Source organism: Micromonospora sp. C41 (genome assembly GCF_018070485.1).
Classification (GTDB): Bacteria; Actinomycetota; Actinomycetes; order Mycobacteriales; family Micromonosporaceae; genus Micromonospora; species Micromonospora chalcea.
Map to the genome: position 1 here is coordinate 17,547 of NZ_JAGPXP010000023.1, position 18,976 is coordinate 36,522.

Below are 18,976 nucleotides of genomic sequence, written 5' to 3' on the forward strand. Positions count from 1 at the left end.
CTGTCACCTGCCGCACTTCGGCGTGATGGTGCCGGGCGTCGCGCCGGCCGCCACGAGCAGGCCGAACGTCGTCGAGCCACCCGGCGGCAGCGTCCCGTTCCAGGAGGCGTTGCGGACCGCGACGTCCTGGCCGGTGCCCTCCGCCACCCCACCCCAGACCGACTGGATGCGCTCGTCACCCGACCAGCGCCAGGAGACGAGCCAGCCCGGTGCCGGCTCGGCGCCGTCGTTGCGGACGGTGACCGTGGCGACGAAGCCACCGCCCCAGCCGGCGTCGATCGTGGCCGTCGCGGAGCAGGTTCCCGACGTCCGGGCCGGCCCGCCGATCACGTACGGGTCCCGTGTGCCGTGGGTGTCGCCGAACCGGAACCAGTAGTCGGTGTCGGGGGCCAGGCCGGTGACTGTCACCTTTCCCTGGCGCTCCGGCCCCGTGACGGCTTCGGCCACCGGGCTGCGCCACGCGGTGGCGTCCTCGCGGCTGGTGAAGAGGCTGACGAGGAGCGGCGGGTCGTAGCCGCAGGGCGGGCTGAGCACCATCCAGTAGGTGATGGTGACGCTGGTCGCGGTGGCCCCGGTCACCTGGCCGGTGACCGGCAGCGCCGGCGGGCAGGCGAAGGTGGGCGTGGGAGTGGGCGTCGCCGTGGCGGCGGCCGTCATCGCCGTGGCGGCGGGTGACTGGTCGGCACCGGCCGAGGCGGTCAGGCCGGTCAGGGTGAGGGTGGCGGCCAGTGCCGCGCCGAGCGTACGGAGCATGTGTCTCTCCCGAGCTGGGGGCGCCGGGGGCGGTCGGCGCCGGAGTGGTGGTGGACCGCGATGTCGCCGCCGTAGCGGCACGGCGGAGCGCCGGAGACGACTGCCCGGCACCGGGGTGGCACATCACCCCGCGCTTGTCCCTCCGGCGAGATCGAGCGGCTCGCACTGGCTCCCGAGCGCTACCGCCGCCAGTCTTTCAGTCGACGAACATCGATTCAACGTCGTCTCAGGACCCGACGTCGCCGGCGGTCCGATCCGCTGGCTACGCTTGGTCGTTGTGCCAGAGGGACACACCATCCACCGCCTCGCCGCCCGGCACGCCGAGCTGTTCGCGGGCGACAAGGTGCACGCAGACAGCCCGCAGGGCCGCTTCGCCGAGGGCGCGGCCCGCCTCAGCGGCACCGTCCTGGACGGCACCGAGGCGTACGGCAAGCACCTGCTGCACCACTACGCCGGCGAGCTGACGCTGCACGTACACCTGGGTCTGTACGGGAAGTTCGCCGACGGGCCCGGGGAACCGCCGTCCCCGGTCGGGCAGGTGCGGCTGCGCCTGCACAGCGACCGGAACTGGCTGGAGCTGCGCGGCCCGACCGCCTGCGAACTGCTGACCCCGCCCGAGGTGACGGCGCTGCGCGACCGGCTCGGGCCGGACCCGCTGCGCGCCGACGCCGACCCCGACCGGGCGTACGCGCGGATCCGCCGCAGCCTCACCCCGCTCGCCGCGCTGCTGCTGGACCAGTCGGTGGTGGCCGGCACCGGCCTGATCTTCGTGACCGAGGCGCTGTTCCGGGCCGGCCGGCCGCCGCTGCTGCCCGGCCGCGACCTGAGCGCGGCCGGCTGGGCCGAACTCTGGACGGACCTGGTGACGCTGATGACCCGCGCGGTCGAGCGGGGCCGGATCGACACGGTGCGCGACGCCGACCTGCCCGAGGTCACGGGCCGCGCGCCGCGCGTCGACCGGCACGGCGGCGAGGTGTACGTCTACCGCCGCCCCGGCGCGCCCTGCCACGTCTGCGGCACCGAGGTGAGCCGGGGCACGCTGGCCGGACGCAACCTGTACTGGTGCCCCACCTGCCAGGCGGGCTGACTCACATCTCGTCGAGCAGCCAGCGGGCCGCCTCGACATTGCCGGGGAAGACCTGGTCGCCGCCGATGCACCAGGCCACCGTCTGGCCGATCGCCCAGCCGCGTACCCGCTCCCGGTCCAGGCCCAGCTCGGCGCTGAGACGGTCGAGCCGGTGCCGGACCGCCGCCGGGGAGTGGCCCAGCTCGGCGCCGCGCACCAGCGGCACCACCGCGAACTCCCGCTCGCCGACCAGCGGCTTCGGGTCGATCACCAGCCACGGTTCGCGTCCCGCCGCCAGGATGTTGCCGGCGTGCAGGTCCTGGTTGACCAGCACCTGCTCACCCTGGCTCGGCGCCAGGTCGGCGAGCAGCCCGAGCGCGGCGTCCAGCAGCCGCCGCTCGTACGGGCGGTTGGCCCGCTGCCAGTTGCCCGGCATCCGCTCCGCCCAGCCGGCCGCCTCCTCGGCGAGCGAAGTGAACGGCGGTCCGGCCGGCACCCCGAGGCGGGGCAGCAGCTCGACCGCCACGTCGAGCGCGGCGTCGGGCGGCAGGCCGTACAGCGGGGTGCCGGGGTCGCAGCGCTCGACGAGCAGCGCGCGCCGGCCCGGATCGTGGGCGAGCAGCCGGATCGCGCCCCGGCCGTCCCAGTGCGCCAACGCGGTGGCCTCGTGACGGCTGTCGTCGTCCGGGTACTGGAGCTTAAGCACCGCCCGCGTCCCGTCGGGCAGCGTCGCGGGCAGCGCCAGCGACGCGAACGCGTACCCGAACGGCGGCCCGACCGTCAGCTCCCACCGTGCGACGCACGCGGCGAGCCGGTCCGGCAGCTCCGCGAGCCAGGCCCGCCCGGCCTCCGTCCGCTCGACCCAGCGCAGGCTCTCAGGAATGTCACACCGCATCCGGTCATCCTGGCCGAGCGAGGCGACCGGCCGTGCACCGCGGCGTCCTCGACGCGCACGCCGACGAAGTGACGCTCATGGCCGTCCCGGCCCTCGCCGAGCGGCCTGACGAAGACGAGATGGATCAACCGGACGGTGCTCATCTGCCCGAGATCACCGCCGACGCCGGTCCCACCCTTGACGCAGCCACGCCTCCCACCAGCTCGCCGAGGTGGCGGCATCATCACCCTTGATCAACACCAGCTCGCCGAGGTGGTGGTGTCGCGGAGCCGTTGATGCCACCACCTCGGCGACCTGGTGTTGATCAAGCTGGCCGTGGCTGTCAGTCGTCGTGCCCGGCCCGGTGCCCGTCCGGATCTACCGTCCGTCTGGGGTCGGTCGGCGGCGGCGGGCCAGCAGCATCAGGCCGGCGCCGACGATCAGGAGAGCCCCGCCGCCAGCCACCAGCGGCGCGGTGGCGGGACCGGTGATCGGAAGCCCTCCGGTGCCTCCGCCTCCGACGGTGCCACCGCCTCCGCCGCCGCCCGGCGAGGGCTCGCCGCCGGGTGTCGACACGCGTACGGTGACCACCTCGGACACGCCGACCGTCGCCGGGTCTTCACTCGGGACGACTACGCGGTAGCGCAAGGTGCCGGGTGTCTTCGGCGTGATGGGGATGCGGTACGCGCCGCGGTCTCCGCTCGTCAGGTCGGCGGCCACCTTCCGCCACGTCCTGCCCTGGAGTTGCTGTAGTTCGATGTTCCAGCCGGCGTCGGGCTTCACCTCGCCGGTGATGGTGACTGTGGTGCCGGGCGTGACGGTGGTGCGGTTCGCTTTCGCCGTGACTGTCGGCTTCACCCGGGGATGGTCTGCCGTGACGACGATGTAGGACGGTGCGACCCTCGAGTTGGACGGACGGGTGATGCCGACGCACTTGAGGTAGCTGTCGCCCTTCGGATAGGTCCGGGAGAACGTGCCGTCGGCCTTGGTGGTGCCGTTGGGCTCGCTGTGATATTCAACGCAGAGGTTGTCGGTGCCGAAGAAGATGGGCTGGTTACCGATGCCCTCGCCGGTGTCCTCGTAGTAGAACCGTCCCGCCACGGTCAGCGGTCCGTCACCGACCAGCGGGTTCGGGGTGAGACGCATGGTGACCGCGGGCCGGTGTGTGCCGGTGACCTCCAGCCTGGTGTCCGCCGAGGCGGGCGGGTCGACGTCCAGGCGGTTCCAGGCGGCGTCCGTCGCCACCAGACGGTGGACCTCCCAGGTGCCGTTCCAGGTCGACGGCACGTGGATCGTCGCGCTCCAGGTGCCGTCCTGCGGGGTGCCAGCGGTGAGCGACAACTCGGCGCCGTCGGTGCGGTCCGTGCCGACGAGGCGCAGACCGACGTAGGGCAGGGAGCCGCCGTCCATCTCGGAGGCCTCGACCACGCCGGTGTCGTCGGTCAGGTGCACCGTCACCGTCACCGGCACCAGGTCGACGCCCGAGACGGAGACCGCGTCGGGTGAGACCGTGACGTCCACCAGCACCGGTGGCGTCTGGTCCGCCGCGGCCGCAGGGGAAGGCGTGGCGGTTGCGGAGGGCGTGGCGGTTGCGGAAGGTGCGGCGGTTGCGGGCGGCGCGGCGACGAGGACACCGCCGGGCAGCAGGAGAAGAGCCGTCGCGGCCATGCGCCACACTCGCATGTCGGTGCCCCTTCCGAGGTTGACCGGTAACGGAGAGTTCTCCTGTCGGTACCGTACTCCGTCGATGTGTTGCCGGCTGCCCCGTCGGCCTGTCGATTCGCCGGGACGGTCGGCCGAGGACCCCGGCCGACCCGCCCTCCGACTCGGCCGGCGGCTCAGCGCAGCCGGCGGATGTCCCCGTATGCCCGGTAGAAGCCGCCCCGGCCGGACTCGCGGATCTCGGTGACCAGGAAGCGCGCGCCCGGTTCGCGGATGCCCTTGGGGAACTGCACCGGCCAGTCCCGCCGGTAGCCGTCGGCCAGAACGTGGACGCGCAGCCGGCCGCCCTGCTCGACGCACTGCACCAGCACGCCGTCGCGGTCGTCGGTGGTCACCTCGACGGACGTCCAGGCGGCCGGCTCGGGCAGCCGGGCCGGCGCCTTCACGTCGACCACGTCCGGCACGCTGCCCGCCTCGGCCGCCCGGATCGCCGCCTCGCTCGCGTCGATGCAGGCTAGGTGGCCGCTCGTGGTGACCACGTAGAGCCGATTGTCGTGGTACTGCATCGAGTACGCCGAGCCGCAGCCGGTGCCCAGCTTCCACAGCCGGTTGCCGGCCTGGTCGAAGCAGTAGATCGAGGACGCGCTGTCGCCCGCGAACACGTACCGGCCGCCCTCGGCGGTGGCGCAGGAGAAGACCGCGGCGTCACAGCGGTACGTCTGCTCGGCCCGCCCGTCCTTGCGCAGGCGGACCACCTCGCGGGTGCCGGTGCCGGCGAACACGGCGTCCCGTTCCTGCCAGCCGAACAGGACCGCCCCGGTGCCGGTGTGCCACAGTTCCCGCCCGGTACGCCAGTCGTAGCCGGTGACCCCCTGCGAGTGGCCGTGGTAGATCGCGTCGGCGTCGCAGCGCACCATCCACGCGGACCGGCCGCGCCCCGGCCGGCGCCAGAGGAACTCGTCCTCGTGGTCGATCGCCGAGATGCCGCCGTCGCGATCGGACACGCCCAGCACGCCGTCGTGGATGTCCAGCCAGTAGATGTCGATCTCGGGCGCGATCGCGTACGCCGCGCGCGGCACCTTGCCGGACAGGTCGTAGACGTTGCCGTCGTCGCAGCCGGCGTAGACCCAGGCGTCGTCGGCGACGATGCACTTCACCCCGTCGGGGAGCCGGACCTGGTTGAGCAGCCGGGCGTCGTGGTCGAGCGTGGTGATCACGCCGTGCTCGTTGCCGACCATGCAGTGCCGGTCGTCGACGAAGATGCCGAAGGCGGGCGCGCCCGAGGCGTACCGCCAGAGGACCGGCGCGGTGCGGGCGGTGGAGCGGGTGCTGACGATCTGCCGGCGCGAGACCGTGCGCTTCTGGCGTACGCCGCGCACCGCCGGGGCGTACCCCTTGCGGACCTTCTCGCCGATCTTCTTCGCGGCGGCGGCGCGGGCGCGGGCGTTGTCCGGGAAGGTGCTCGTCTTCACCTGGCCCTGGTCGCCGATGCGCCCGTAGCGCACGGTCATCGCGGTGTCGTCGACCACCACCTCGTAGAACTTGTGCGCTCCACCGTCTACTTCGGACAGTTCGAGGTAGGTCGTCTCCTGTGACATGGGGGTTTACCTCCGAGGGGAAGTGCCGGACCGGCAACGCGCACACGCTAACGCCGGGCACCGACAAACCCGGGTCTCGGTGTTAAGAAGGGGCCCTTCCTCTACCGGAGGCGTTAATAGGGGGCCCTTCCTTACACAGCGGCGGCGAGGGCGTCGACGGCCTTGCGGGCGGCGATCAGCACCGGGTCCCACACCGGGGCGTACGGCGGCGCGTAACCCAGGTCGAGCGCTGTCATCTCGTCCACCGTCATGCCGTTCCACAGCGCCACGGCGAGCGCGTCGATCCGCTTGGCCGCCTCGGACCAGCCGACGATCTGCGCCCCGAGCAGCCGCCCGCTGGGCCGCTCGGCGATCAGCTTGACGGTCATCTCCCGCGCGCCCGGGTAGTAGCCGGCCCGGTTCGTCGACTGGGCCAGCACCGTGACGAACTCGAAGCCGGCGTCCAGCGCGTCCCGCTCGCGCAGCCCGGTGCGGCCCACCTCCAGCTCGCAGACCTTGGTGACGGCGGTGCCGATCACGCCGGGGAAGGTGGCGTAGCCGCCGCCGATGTTGATGCCGGCGACGCGGCCCTGCTTGTTGGCGTGCGTGCCGAGCGGGATGTGCACCGGCATGCCGCTGACCCGGTGCAGCGACTCCACGCAGTCACCGGCCGCCCAGACGCCGGGCACGCCCGGCACCCGCATCCGGCGGTCCGTCCGGACGCCGCCGGAGGGCCCGATCGGCAGGCCGGCGGCCTCGGCGAGCGCGGTGTTGGGGCGTACCCCGAGACCCAGGACCACGACGTCGGCCGGGACCGGTCCCTCGTCGGTGACCACGGCGGAGATCCGGCCGTCCCGCTCCTCCAGCCCGGTGACGGTGAGGCCGGTGCGGACGCCGATGCCGGTGGCGCGCATCGCGTCGGCCACCAGCTCGCCCATGTCCGGGTCGACGGTCGACATGGGTTGGTCGGCCTGCTCCACCAGTTGGACGGAGAGCCCGCGCTGCACGAGCGCCTCGGCCATCTCCACGCCGACGTAGCCGCCGCCGACCACCACCGCGCGCCGGGGCCGGGGCTCGCGTTCCAGCCAGTCGATCAGCGCCGCGCCGTCGCCCAGCGTCTGCACGCCGAACACGCCCGACACGTCGTCGCGCGCCCAGTCCGGCTGCACCGGGGACGCGCCGGTGGCGTACACCAGGGTGTCGAAACCGGCGCGGACCTCGCCACCGCCGTCCAGGTCCCGCGCGATCACCTCGCGGCGGTCCAGGTCGACGGCGGTGACCTCGTGCCGGGTGCGGACGTCGATGCCGAAGTCGTCGCGGAAGGTCTGCGGATCGCGGCTGATCAGCTCGTCCCGCTCCTCGACCAGGCCGCTCACCCAGTAGGGGATGCCGCAGGCCGAGTAGGAGGTGAAGTGCCCCCGCTCGAACGCGACGATTTCCAGGTCGGACCGGTCGCGGCGGCGGCGACGCGCCTGCGACGCCGCCGACATGCCGGCGGCGTCGCCGCCGATGACGATCATGCGCTCCGCCACGCCGCCCATCCTGTCACGCCGGGACACGGCCGTGCGGCCGCTCAGCCACGGGTCTGGCGTGCCACGTCCGTGACCACGTCGACGAGCCGTCCGGTACGCGCGAACACCGCCCGCTGCCGGGCCGCTCCGCTGCCGTGCCGGCGCAGCCCGCCCAGCAGATCGGTCACCCGGTCCAGGTCGCCGTGCCGCTCCAGTTCCGGGCGCAGCCGGTCGACGAGCCGGTCCAGCAGCTCCCAGGCCGGGCGCAGCTCACCGTCGGTGAGGTCGACGCCCTCGCCCTCCAGCCCGTCGTGGGCGGCCCGCCAGTGCGCCGCGACGAGCAGGTGGTGGTCGGTGTTGACGGCGGGACGGCCGGCGGCGATGTCGGTGAGCGCGGTCGCCACGAGCGCGCGGACCAGCGCGGCGACGAGCACCGCGTCGTCCACGGTCGGGCAGACGTCGCCGATCCTGATCTCCACGGTGGGGTACTTGGCGGAGAGCCGGGCGTACCAGTAGAGCATTCCCTCGTCCAGCATCACGCCGCTGGCGATGAGCTGCCGGATGAGCCGCTCGTAGTGCTCGTGCGACTCCAGGTACGGGGTGGGCGCGACCGACGGCCAGCGTTCCCACTCCACCGAGCGCCAGCTCGCGTACCCGGTGTCCTCGCTGCGGGAGAACGGGGAGTTCGCGGTGACCGCCTGCAGGATCGGCAGCCACGGCCGGACGTGGTTGAGCACCTGCACGCCGGTGTCCGGGTCGGGGATGCCGACGTGCACGTGCATGCCGTTGTTGCCGGGACCGGGCACCAGCAGCCGGAACCGCTCGATCATCCGGTCGAAGCGGGGCTTGTCCACCACCGGCGGCACCGGCCCGTCGACCGGTCCGGTGCCGATCGCGAGCAGCCGTACGCCGGCCCGCTCGGCCGCGTCGGCCAGTTCGGCGCGCAGCATCGACAGCGAGTGCCGGATCGAGGACAGGTCCAGCCCGGGCGGGCTGCCGATCTCGATCTGGCTGGTCTGGAACTCGCGCTCCACCTGACCGCGCAGCTCGGCCGGCACCTGCTCCATGACCAGGTCGACGGCGGGTACGGCGGTCCCGGTGTGCGGGTCGGCGAGCAGGAACTCCTCCTCGACGCCGACTGTCAGCAGGTCGGTTCCGCCCGACGCGGCGCTCCGCTCCCGCTCCGCCACTGAGCCGCTCATCGCCACCACCGTCTCCTCCGGACCACTCGCGGCACGGTGCCGCGTGGCCGAGGACCTGTTACCCACCGTGTCCGTTCCGGAAAACGTGCCGGTGGGCGTGTCGGCGCCGGTTCGCCCGTTCGGGTCGGTCGAGTGCGTTCGCGCACGGGGCAGCAGGGCGTGACACGGCGGGATACCGTGGTCGCGTGGCGGGGATGCTGGCGGTGCTGACGGGGGCGTGGGCGTACGCGCTCGCCCTGTTCGCCGACCGGCCGGCCGGGCTGCTCGCCGGCGCGGCGGTGGTCGCCGCGCTGCTGCTCGCCACCCTGCTCGCGCTGCGGGTCCGCGCGCTGCCCACGCCGCCCGGCACCCGGTTCGCCGCCGCGTTGCGGGCCCGCGCCCGCCGTCGCGGCGTTCCCCGCCAGGTCGACCCGAACGCGCCGGGGCGTCCGCGCCCCCGCGCACCCGGCCTGCGCCCCTCGGCCGCGTAGCCACCCTCCGGCCCGCGCCGGCGGGCCGCCGTTTCCTTCCCGGCTTTCGCGGCCGATTCCGTCGTCATCCGTCCCGCCGTGCGGCACGTCGCCGCCCGGGACACCCGGAATCGCCATCGAGGGGTCCACCCATGCTCGCCTTCGCACCGTTGCACTCCGCGGCGTCGGCCGCGGCCACCGTCGTCACCTGGCTCGCCGACGTGCTCGCCCCGCTCACCGGCGGCGCCGCCACGGCGGCCGCCATCGTCCTGTTCACCGCCGCGGTCCGGCTGCTGATCTCGCCGCTGACAGTGGCCCAGGTCCGCGGGGAGCGGCGCCGGACCGCACTCGCCCCCGAGGTACGGGAACTCCAGCGCCGGTACGCCGACGACCCGGCCCGCCTCCAGACCGAGTTGTTCGCGCTCTACCGCAACGCCGGGGCCAGTCCGGTCGCGGGCTGCCTGCCGGCGCTGTTGCAGGCGCCGTTCTTCCTGGTCATGTACCGCCTGTTCGCCACCGGTGACGGCGCGCCGCAGCTGCTGGGGGAGCGGCTGGCCGGCGTACCGCTGGGGTGGCACCTCGGCGACGGCCTGGCCGGCCCGGTGCCGCTGGTGTTCGGCGTGCTGCTGGCCGCGTTGCTCGCGCTGGCCTGGTGGTCGTCGCGGCGGATGCGCCGGGCGGCAGCCGCCACCGGCACGGTGGCCGGGACGCCGACCGAGGGTCCGGGCGCGGCGGTGCTCGGCCGGCTGCTGCCGCTGCTGCCGTACGGCACGGTGCTCGTCGCGCTGGTGGTGCCGCTGGCGGCGGTGCTCTATCTGGTGACCACCACGGCGTGGACGGCGCTGGAGCAGGTGATGCTGCGTCGCCCGCAGCCGGCGGCAGCCATCGACAAGCGTTGACAAGTGCGGGGGCGGGCGCGTAGAAATCGCTCTCAGAGAGCGCTCTCCCGGACCCGTCCCCGCAGAGAGGCACCCCGAATGAACCCGATCCCGGCGGCTCCGGCCGCCTCCGCCACCGTGCCCCGATCGCGCCGCCGCCTCGCCCTGGCTGCGGGTGTGCTCGCGCTCACCACAGCGCTCGCGGGCGTCTCGATGACCGCCCAGGCCGCGGTGCCCCCGACTCCCTCCGGCTGGAGCCTGGTGTGGAGCGACGACTTCACCGGCTCGGCCGGCACGCTGCCCTCGTCCGCCAACTGGATCATCGATACCGGCACCAGCTACCCGGGCGGCCCGGCCAACTGGGGCACCGGCGAGATCCAGACCTACACCTCCAGCACCGCCAACCTGGCCCACGACGGCTCGGGCAACCTGCGCATCACGCCGCTGCGGGACTCGGCCGGCCGCTGGACCTCGGCCCGGATCGAGACGGTACGGGCGAACTTCAAGCCGCCGTCGGGCGGCGTGCTGGCCCTGGAGGGCCGGATCCAGATGCCGAACGTGACCGGCGCGGCGGCATCCGGGTACTGGCCGGCGTTCTGGGCGCTCGGCTCGCCGTACCGGGGCAACTACCAGAACTGGCCTGGTATCGGCGAGTTCGACGTGATGGAGAACGTCAACGGGATCAACTCGGTCTGGGGCGTGCTGCACTGCGGCGTCGCGCCGGGCGGCCCGTGCGGGGAGTTCAACGGCATCGGCGCGTCCCGGGCCTGCCCGGGCAGCACCTGCCAGTCGGCGTTCCACACCTACCGGTTCGAGTGGGACGCCTCGATCAGCCCGCAGCAGCTGCGCTGGTACGTCGACGGCCAGCTCTTCCACACCGTCGGGCAGAACCAGATCGGTGAGCCGTACTGGAGTCAGATGACCAACCACGCCGGCTACTTCCTGCTGCTCAACGTGGCGATGGGCGGCGGCTTCCCGGACGGCGTGGCCGGCTCGGCGACGCCGACCGCGTCGACGGTGTCCGGCCGGTCGATGCTCGTCGACTACGTGGCCGTCTACACCCGGGGTGGCGGGAGCAACCCGTCGCCGACCCCGACCACGCCGCCGCCGGGCGGGGTGCGTGACGCCTACTCGACGATCCAGGCAGAGTCGTTCAACGCGCAGAACGGCGTGCAGGTGGAGACGTGCTCCGAGGGCGGCCAGGACATCGGCTGGCTCGCCAACGGCGACTGGGCCCGCTACGACAACGTCGACTTCGGCTCCACGCCGCCGCGCGACTTCGTGGCCCGGGTGGCCTCCGGCGCGGCGTCCGGGGTGAGCGGGCTGGTGGAGGTCCGGGTGGACAGCCCGACCGCGCCGCCGATCGGCAGTTTCGCGATCGGCAACACCGGCGGCTGGCAGACCTGGCGCTCGGTGCCGGGCAACGTCGGCGCGGTGACCGGGCGGCGCACGGTCTACCTGACGTTCAGCAGCGGGCAGCCGTCCGACTTCGTCAACGTCAACTGGTTCATCTTCCGCCGCTGAGGCCGATGGGGGCGCGACCCGGACCTCGGTCCGGGTCGCGTCGAACCGGTGCTGGACAGAAACAGTTAACACTCCTAATAATAGGCGCACGTCGACGGTTGTGAATCCCTCTCCACCCCCCGCCCGTCCCCTGGAGGACGCCGTGAGACTCCGCCCCCGCCTGGCGACGCTCGCCGCCGCGCTGACCACCGCCGTGGTCGCCGGCGCGCTGCTCGCCGCCCCGCCCGCCTCCGCCGCCACCGCGGCCTTCGTCCGCACCTCCAGCTGGAGCAGCGGGTACGAGGCCCGGTTCACCGTCACAAACGACAGCTCCGCCGCCATCTCCTCGTGGAACGTCCAGTTCGACCTGCCGTCCGGCAGCACGCTCGGCTCGTTCTGGGACGCCCGCCTCACCACCTCCGGCCAGCACGTCACCGCCGTCAACCAGTCCTGGAACGGCGCGCTCGCCCCGGGCGCCAGCACCAGCTTCGGCTTCGTCGTCAGCGGCACCGGCGACCCGGTGAACTGCACCGTCAACGGCGCCTCCTGCGCCGGCGGCGGCAACCCCGGCAACCCGGGCGCGCCCGCCACCCCCGGCGGCCTGCGGGTCACCGGCACCACCGCGTCGTCGGTCTCGCTCGCCTGGAACGCGGTCTCCGGCACCGTCACCGGCTACCGGGTGTACGAGGGCAGCACGGTCAAGGCCACCGTCACCGGCACCTCGGCCACCGTCTCCGGGCTGGCCGCGTGCAGCGGGCACAGCTACACGGTGACCGCGTACAACGGCAGCGGCGAGTCGGCGAAGTCGGCGGCGGTCGCGGCCACCACCAGCGGCTGCACCGGTGGCGGCGGGGGCGCGATGGCCGCCGCTCCCTACCTCTACCCGGGCTGGGGCGACCCGCCCGCGCCGTCCACCGTGATGGGCGCGACCGGGATCAAGTGGTTCACCATCGCGTTCGTGCTCTCCGGCGGCGGCTGCACCCCGGCCTGGGACGGCAGCGGTCCGCTGACCGGCGGCACGCACGCCGCCACCATCGCCGCGATCAAGGCGGCCGGCGGCGACGTCATCCCGTCCTTCGGCGGGTGGAGCGGCAACAAGCTCGGCCCGAACTGCTCGTCCGCCGCCGCGCTGGCCGGCGCGTACCAGCAGGTCATCAACGCGTACGGGCTGAAGGCCATCGACATCGACATCGAGAACAGCGACGAGTTCGAGAACGAGGTGGTGCAGGACCGCATCCTGGACGCCCTGAAGATCGTCAAGCAGAACAACCCGGGCATCAAGACCATCATCACGTTCGGCACCTCGACCACCGGGCCGTCGTACTACGGCACCCGGCTGATCAACCAGGCCGCGGCCAAGGGCGCCGGGATCGACGTGTTCACGATCATGCCGTTCGACTTCGGCGGCGGCGCGAACATGTACCAGAGCACCGTCAACGCGGCCGAGGGCCTGAAGACCGCGCTCAAGAACGCGTTCGGCTGGTCCGACGCCACCGCGTACGCCCACATGGGCCTGTCCGGCATGAACGGCCTCTCCGACCAGCAGGAGCTGACCTCGCCGGCCACCTGGACGCAGATCCGCGACTGGGCGAAGGCGCGCGGCCTGGCCCGGTTCACGTTCTGGTCGGTCAACCGGGACCGGCCCTGCCCCGGCGGCGGCGTGGTCGCCAACTGCTCCGGCATCGCGCAGAACACCTGGGAGTTCACCGGCATCACCGCCGGCTTCTGAGCCCGCGACGCGGTCAGCGCCCGGCGGTCACCGACTGCCGGGCGCGCCGCCGGCGCACCTTCTTCACCGCCCAGCTCACGATCATGAAACCGAAGACGGCGAAGATCGCGTAGTTGAACCACGAGCTGTACCTGTCGACGTCCTCCCACCGCGACCCGAGGGTGAACCCGGCGCCGACGATCAGCGCGTTCCACACCCCGCTGCCGAGCGTGGTGAGCAGGATGAACTCACCGAGCGGCATCCGGTTCGCGCCGGCCGGGACGGAGACCAGGCTGCGGACCACCGGCACCACCCGGCCGATCAGCACCGCCCACCGCCCGTGCCGTTCGAACCAACGGTCGGCCTTCTCCAGATCCTGCAGGTCGACCAGCGGGATGTGGTCCAGCCAGCGCTTGAGCCGCTCCTCGCCGAGCGCCGCGCCGAGCCAGTAGAGCACCAGCGCGCCGAGCAGCGAGCCGACCGTCGCGGCGAGCACGATGAACACCACGTTGAACCGGCCCTCGGCGGACAGGTAACCGGCCATCGCCAGCACGATCTCGCTCGGGATCGGCGGGATGATGCTCTCCAGCGCCACCAGCAACGCCACGCCGACCGCGCCGAGCGAGTCGATCACGCTCGCCACCCAGCCGGTCAGCCCGGTGAACTGGTTCGGGTCGACGTCCTGGGCCAAGGCCATGTCGGTCCTTCCACGCGAGAGCCGGAGATCCGAAAGTGTTACCCGGACCGGCCGGTGTCACACCTGTGACTCAGCCCTCCGGGTGCAGCGCGGCGTCCGCCGGACCCCGTCGCCAGCCGGTGAAGCGGACCCGCAGCCCGCCCCGGCTGGGCGAGCAGCAGTACGGCCCGGCCGACGCCTGCGCCGCCGGGTCGAGCGGGGCGACGCGGACCAGCCGCCACGGCTCGTCGTCGCACCGGGCCCGGACGGTCAGCGCGTCCCCGGCCCGGCTCACCCGGACCGTCACCTCCCGGCCCGACCACTGCGGCACCGGCGCCACCGACCAGTCCGAGAACTCGTCGGTGACCACGGCGCCGACCTGCGGCGCGCCGTCGCTCACCTCGACCCCGGCCTTGGTCCACCGCCGCTCGTCCACCCGGACCAGCACACCGGCCTGATCGAACTGCTCCGAGTAGTCGAGGAGGAAAGACACCTCCACGGCGCTGCCCGCGCCGAACGGCGCGAGCAGTGCCGAGCCGTCGTCGTGCACGAAGCCGTAGCTGGTGCGCCGCCAGAAGTCGCTGCCGCCGTGCGGCTCGACGAGCAGGCCGCCGTCGACCGGCTCGGCCCGCTCGGGCGGGTTCAGCCAGTGGCCGGCGGACCAGTCGTACGCCTCGTTCATCCCGGCACCGTACCGGGTTTGACGGCGCGCACGTTCGGAGAAGTAGTCCTCGCATGGGTGACAGGTGGTATCAGGAGGCGGTCGTCTACTGCCTCGACGTCGACACGTACGCGGACTCCGACGGCGACGGAGTAGGTGACTTCCAGGGGCTGATCGGCCGGCTGGACTACCTGGCCCGGCTCGGCGTGACCTGCCTGTGGCTGAACCCGATCCATCCCTCGCCCAACGAGGACGACGGGTACGACGCGACCGACTTCTACAACGTCGACCCGCGACTGGGCACGCTCGGCGACTTCGCCGAACTGCTGCACCAGGCGAGCAACAGGGGCATCCGGGTGATCATCGACCTGGTGGTCAACCACACCTCGGACCAGCACCCGTGGTTCCAGTCCGCCCGGTCCTCGCCGGACTCGCCGTACCGGGACTGGTACGTCTGGGCCGACCACGAGCCGGCCGACCGCCACCAGGGCATGGTCTTCCCGGGCGAGCAGCACGAGACGTGGACCTACGACCGGACCGCGAAGGCGTGGTACTACCACCGCTTCTACAAGTTCCAGCCGGACCTGAACATCGAGAACCCGAAGGTCCGCGCGGAGATCAAGAAGATCACCTCGTTCTGGCTCCAGCTCGGCGTCTCCGGCTTCCGGATGGACGCCGTGCCGTTCATCATCGAGCGCACCGAACCGGGCAACCCGAACTCGCCGAAGGACTTCGACTTCCTCACCGACCTGCGTCAGCACGTGCAGTGGCGACGTGGCGACGCGGTCCTGCTGGCCGAGGCGAACGTGGAGCCGGACGAGCTGCCCGTCTACTTCGGTGACGGCAGCGGCTCGGGCAACCGGATCCACATGCTGTTCGACTTCATGCTCAACGGCCGGCTGATGCTCGCCCTGGCCCGGGAGGACCCGGAGGTGATCATCGAGGCGTTGCGGGACACCCCCAAGCTGCCCACCGGCGGTCAGTGGGCCACGTTCCTGCGCAACCACGACGAGATCGACCTGTCCCGGCTCACCGCCGACCAGCGCAACGACGTGCTGGCGAAGTTCGGCCCGGACGAGAACATGCAGCTCTACGGCCGGGGCATCCGCCGTCGTCTCGCGCCCATGCTCGGCAACGACCGCCGGCACATGGAGCTGGCGTACTCGCTGCAGTTCTCGCTGCGCGGCACGCCGGTGCTGCGCTACGGCGAGGAGATCGGCATGGGGGAGGACCTGTCGCTGGACGGGCGCGACGCGATCCGCACGCCGATGCAGTGGTCCTACGCGGACAACGCCGGCTTCTCCACCGCCGAGCCGGAGAAGCTGGTCCGCCCGGTGATCGACAAGGGCGAGTACGGCTACCAGAACGTCAACGTCACCGCCCAGCGCAAGGACCCGCGGTCGCTGCTCGGCTGGTTCGAGCGGATGATCCGGACGCTGCGGGAGGCGCCGGAGACCGGCTCGGGCAGCACCACCCACATCGACGTGCCGATGCCGCCGGGCGTGCTCGCGCACCGCGCCGACGGGCGTACCGGGACGATGGTCTTCCTGCACAACCTCGGCACCGAGGACGTGGAGGTGGACCTGAGCACGCTGGCCCCGGAGGCGGACCTGCCGATCGACGTGCTCAGCGACCGCAACTACGAGGACGTGGGCAAGCTCGACCGGCTCAAGCTCGGCGGGTACGGCTACCGGTGGATCCGGCTCTGCCGGGGCCACGGGCGGTAGGCGCGGCGTACCGGCGGGTTAAGCTCCTTCGATCGAGCCACAAGTTACCGGGAGGTAAGCATGTCGGAGGAGCCCCGCATCGCCGTCGTCACCGGAGCCGCGCGCGGCATCGGGGCGGCGACCGCCCGCCGGCTGGCGGCCGACGGCATGGCCGTCGCCGTGGTCGACATCGACGAGTCCGCCACCAAGGAGACGGTGGACGCCATCGGCTCGGCCGGCGGCCGGGCGCTCGGCGTCGGCGCCGACGTGTCCGACCGGGCCCAGGTCGAGGCAGCCGTGGAGCGGATCGCCGCCGAGCTGGGCGCACCGACAGTGCTCGTCAACAACGCGGGTGTGCTGCGCGACAACCTGCTGTTCAAGATGACCGAGGGCGACTGGGACACGGTCATGGGCGTGCACCTGCGCGGCGCGTTCCTGTTCAGCCAGGCCGCGCAGAAGCACATGGTCGAGGCGAAGTGGGGCCGGATCGTCAACCTGTCCAGCACGTCCGCGCTCGGCAACCGGGGCCAGGCGAACTACTCGGCCGCGAAGGCCGGCCTCCAGGGCTTCACCAAGACGCTGGCGATCGAGCTGGGCCCGTTCGGGGTGACTGTCAACGCGGTCGCGCCGGGCTTCATCGTCACCGACATGACCGCCGCCACCGCGGCCCGGATGAAGGTCGACTTCGACGCGCTCCAGAAGCACGCCGCCGCCGAGATCCCGGTACGCCGCCCCGGCCGCCCGGAGGACGTCGCGCACACCATCTCGTTCCTCGCCAGCGAGGGCGCGTCGTTCGTCTCCGGCCAGGTCATCTACGTCGCCGGCGGTCCGAAGGACTGACCGGCCCCCGACCCGGCGCGGGCCCGCTCAGGCGGGGTCGCGCCGGGTGCGCCAGAGCCAGAACAGACCGAGCACCGGCAGCACCAGCGGCACGTAGCCGTAGCCGCTGCCGAAGCCGGACCAGACCGTCTCGTCCGGGAACAGCTCCTTGTCGGCGATGCTCAGCACACCGACGCCGAGCACCCCGACCAGTTCGACGGCGCAGCAGGCCAGCGCGACCCGGCGGCCGGCGTGCCCGGCCCGGGCCAGCCCGACCGCCGCCACGATGTAGATCAGCGCCGCCACCGCGGACAGCAGATACGCCACCGGCGCCTCGTCGAACTTCGTGGCGATCTGCAGGCCGGCCCGCGAGGTCGCGGCGATGGCGAAGACGATGTAGACGGCGATCAGCAGCCGGCCCGGGCCGCGGTTGGTGGCGCGATGCTCGTGCGCGGTCGTGGTGTCAGCCACTGAGCGCCTCCCAGGTCTGCTGGAGCCGGACCGCCACGACCGGCGTGACAAGGCAGATCGCGCAGACGATGCCCGAGCCCCACCGGGTCGGCTCCATCCGCGCCAGCACCCAGGCCAGCGGCGGCAGGCAGACGAGCGTCGCCAGGTAGCCGAAGAACGCGCCCGGCTCGCCCGGCCGCTCGCCGCCGCCGAGTGCGACGAGCGCCACCACGGTCAGCGCGAGCAGCGCCACCTCCAGCACGGCCAGGCCGACGAACTGGATCCGGTCCGGCGGCCGGTGGCGTACCGCCGCCACCAGGGCCCAGAGCGCGACCGCCAGCGAGATCACGATCGCGACCGTGGCGAGCGGCCCGTCCACCGGCGATCCGGCGGCCGCCGCGACGGTCGTCGACACAGTGTCGTTCACCGGCACAGCCTACTAACCGGTGTAGTAGCGGCCCGCCCGCCGGGTCGAGGCGCGCCGGACCGGCCGGAGGACTAGCGTGGATCACGGTCCCGGCGTACGCCGGTGGCGGACGTCGACGGCAGGGGGTCCGGGTGCGGTTCGGGTTGTTCGGCACGGGTTACTGGGCGGCGCAGACGCACGCGGCGGCCATCGAGGCGCACCCGCGGGCCCGGCTCGCCGGCGTGTGGGGGCGCAACCCCGCCAAGGCGGAGGAGCTGGCCACCCGGCACGGCGTACCGGCCTTCACCGACGTCGACGCGCTGATCGACGCGTGCGACGCGATCGCCGTGGCGCTCCCGCCGGACGTGCAGGCCGACATCGCCGTCCGCGCCGCCACCGCCGGGCGGCACCTGCTGCTGGACAAGCCGTTGGCGCTCGACCTCGCCGGCGCCGACCGGGTGGTCGACGCGGCCCAGGCGTCCGGTGTGGCCTCGGTGGTCTTCTTCACCCAGCGCTTCCACCCGAACGTCACCGGGTTCCTCGCCTCGACCGCCGCAGCCGGCGGCTGGCAGCACGCCCGGGCCACCATGTTCGCGTCGATCTTCCAGCCGGGGAACCCGTACGGCGACTCGACCTGGCGGCGGGAGCGCGGCGCGCTCTGGGACATCGGCCCGCACGCGCTGTCGCTGATCCTGCCGGTGCTCGGCCGGGTCACCCGGGTCGCCGCGATGGACGGCCCGAGCGGCCTGGTGCACCTGCTGCTCACCCACGACGGCGGCGCCACCAGCTCGCTCTCGCTCACCCTGGACGCGCCGTCCGAGGCGGTCACCCGGGACTTCGTCTTCTTCGGCGAGAACGGCACCGAGACCGTCCCGCCCGGCGACGGCAGCGCGCTCCAGGCGTTCTCCACCGCGCTCGACCAGCTGCTGGAAGAGGTCGACGCGGGCACCCGCGACCACCGCTGCGACGTGCGGTTCGGCCGCGAGGTGGTGGCCGTGCTCGACGCCGCCGAGACCGCAAGGTCGCAGGGCCGCACCGTCGAGCTGTAAGGAAGGGCCCCTTATTAACGCCTCCG

The 18,976-nt window shown here is 72.9% G+C and carries 17 protein-coding genes and 1 pseudogene; 8 read left to right on the forward strand and 10 right to left on the reverse strand.

What is annotated here, in order from left to right; translation table 11 throughout:
* Positions 1-3: 3 nt before the first annotated feature.
* Positions 4-753 carry a cellulose binding domain-containing protein gene (locus KBX43_RS22575; protein ID WP_210887041.1) on the reverse strand — a complete coding sequence of 250 codons (750 nt, stop codon included), beginning with the start codon at positions 751-753 and terminating at the stop codon, positions 4-6.
* Positions 754-1,030: 277 nt separating this feature from the next.
* Between KBX43_RS22575 and KBX43_RS22580 the strand changes: the two genes are divergently transcribed.
* Positions 1,031-1,840: an Fpg/Nei family DNA glycosylase gene (locus KBX43_RS22580; protein WP_210887043.1), complete on the forward strand. Its 810-nt coding sequence runs from the start codon at positions 1,031-1,033 to the stop codon at positions 1,838-1,840.
* Position 1,841: 1 nt separating this feature from the next.
* Here KBX43_RS22580 and KBX43_RS22585 read toward each other — a convergent pair whose 3' ends face one another.
* The 5 genes from KBX43_RS22585 to KBX43_RS22605 form a co-directional block, all read right to left on the reverse strand.
* Entirely contained in the window at positions 1,842-2,714 is an 873-nt protein-coding gene (locus KBX43_RS22585) for an aminoglycoside phosphotransferase family protein (RefSeq protein ID WP_210887046.1), read from the reverse strand.
* Positions 2,715-3,071: 357 nt separating this feature from the next.
* Complete coding sequence (locus tag KBX43_RS22590; RefSeq protein WP_140946426.1) at positions 3,072-4,376, reverse strand: hypothetical protein; 1,305 nt, start codon at positions 4,374-4,376, stop codon at positions 3,072-3,074.
* Positions 4,377-4,531: 155 nt separating this feature from the next.
* Complete coding sequence (locus KBX43_RS22595) at positions 4,532-5,953, reverse strand: WGR domain-containing protein (RefSeq protein WP_166457177.1); 1,422 nt, start codon at positions 5,951-5,953, stop codon at positions 4,532-4,534.
* Between the two features lie 131 nt (positions 5,954-6,084).
* Complete coding sequence (locus KBX43_RS22600; RefSeq protein ID WP_113974731.1) at positions 6,085-7,464, reverse strand: FAD-dependent oxidoreductase; 1,380 nt, start codon at positions 7,462-7,464, stop codon at positions 6,085-6,087.
* Positions 7,465-7,505: 41 nt separating this feature from the next.
* Entirely contained in the window at positions 7,506-8,654 is a 1,149-nt protein-coding gene (locus KBX43_RS22605) for a glutamate--cysteine ligase (protein ID WP_209964428.1), read from the reverse strand.
* A 185-nt stretch (positions 8,655-8,839) separates the two neighbouring features.
* Here KBX43_RS22605 and KBX43_RS22610 point away from each other — a divergent pair, with 185 nt between their 5' ends.
* From KBX43_RS22610 to KBX43_RS31950, 4 genes are all read left to right on the forward strand, one after another.
* A complete protein-coding gene (locus KBX43_RS22610) occupies positions 8,840-9,115 on the forward strand; it encodes a DUF6412 domain-containing protein (protein ID WP_043328576.1) in 276 nt (91 codons plus the stop codon).
* Positions 9,116-9,246: 131 nt separating this feature from the next.
* Positions 9,247-9,993 carry a YidC/Oxa1 family membrane protein insertase gene (locus KBX43_RS22615; RefSeq protein WP_113974712.1) on the forward strand — a complete coding sequence of 249 codons (747 nt, stop codon included), beginning with the start codon at positions 9,247-9,249 and terminating at the stop codon, positions 9,991-9,993.
* Between the two features lie 78 nt (positions 9,994-10,071).
* The gene (locus KBX43_RS22620) at positions 10,072-11,496 is read left to right on the forward strand and encodes a carbohydrate-binding protein (protein ID WP_210887049.1); all 1,425 of its coding nucleotides are present in this window, start codon (positions 10,072-10,074) and stop codon (positions 11,494-11,496) included.
* A 142-nt stretch (positions 11,497-11,638) separates the two neighbouring features.
* On the forward strand, positions 11,639-13,204 hold the full coding sequence (locus tag KBX43_RS31950) for a cellulose binding domain-containing protein (RefSeq protein WP_069087379.1): 1,566 nt from the start codon (positions 11,639-11,641) through the stop codon (positions 13,202-13,204).
* A gap of 13 nt (positions 13,205-13,217) precedes the next feature.
* Here the strand turns inward: KBX43_RS31950 and KBX43_RS22630 are convergent, their stop codons facing one another.
* Positions 13,218-13,880, reverse strand: coding sequence for a DedA family protein (locus KBX43_RS22630; protein ID WP_043328580.1), 663 nt, complete (start codon positions 13,878-13,880; stop codon positions 13,218-13,220).
* Positions 13,881-13,950: 70 nt separating this feature from the next.
* Complete coding sequence (locus tag KBX43_RS22635; protein WP_043328581.1) at positions 13,951-14,541, reverse strand: DUF1349 domain-containing protein; 591 nt, start codon at positions 14,539-14,541, stop codon at positions 13,951-13,953.
* A 53-nt stretch (positions 14,542-14,594) separates the two neighbouring features.
* Between KBX43_RS22635 and KBX43_RS22640 the strand changes: the two genes are divergently transcribed.
* Entirely contained in the window at positions 14,595-16,247 is a 1,653-nt protein-coding gene (locus KBX43_RS22640; RefSeq protein ID WP_043328583.1) for an alpha-amylase family protein, read from the forward strand.
* A gap of 60 nt (positions 16,248-16,307) precedes the next feature.
* Positions 16,308-17,066: a 3-oxoacyl-ACP reductase FabG gene (gene fabG, locus KBX43_RS22645; RefSeq protein WP_043328584.1), complete on the forward strand. Its 759-nt coding sequence runs from the start codon at positions 16,308-16,310 to the stop codon at positions 17,064-17,066.
* On the opposite strand, the pseudogene KBX43_RS22650 reads toward fabG, so the two are convergent.
* Together KBX43_RS22650 and KBX43_RS22655 are read right to left on the reverse strand one after the other, a co-directional pair.
* A pseudogene (locus KBX43_RS22650) lies at positions 17,039-17,516 on the reverse strand (hypothetical protein). The gene fabG and the pseudogene KBX43_RS22650 overlap by 28 nt on opposite strands.
* On the reverse strand, positions 17,509-17,922 hold the full coding sequence (locus KBX43_RS22655) for a hypothetical protein (RefSeq protein WP_374226016.1): 414 nt from the start codon (positions 17,920-17,922) through the stop codon (positions 17,509-17,511). Before KBX43_RS22655 ends, KBX43_RS22650 begins: the two are co-directional and overlap by 8 nt.
* Before the next feature lie 131 nt (positions 17,923-18,053).
* On the opposite strand from KBX43_RS22655, the gene KBX43_RS22660 reads away from it, so the two are divergent.
* Positions 18,054-18,950 (forward strand): Gfo/Idh/MocA family protein, encoded by an 897-nt coding sequence (locus KBX43_RS22660; protein ID WP_043328587.1) that lies wholly within the window; start codon positions 18,054-18,056, stop codon positions 18,948-18,950.
* Positions 18,951-18,976: the final 26 nt, after the last annotated feature.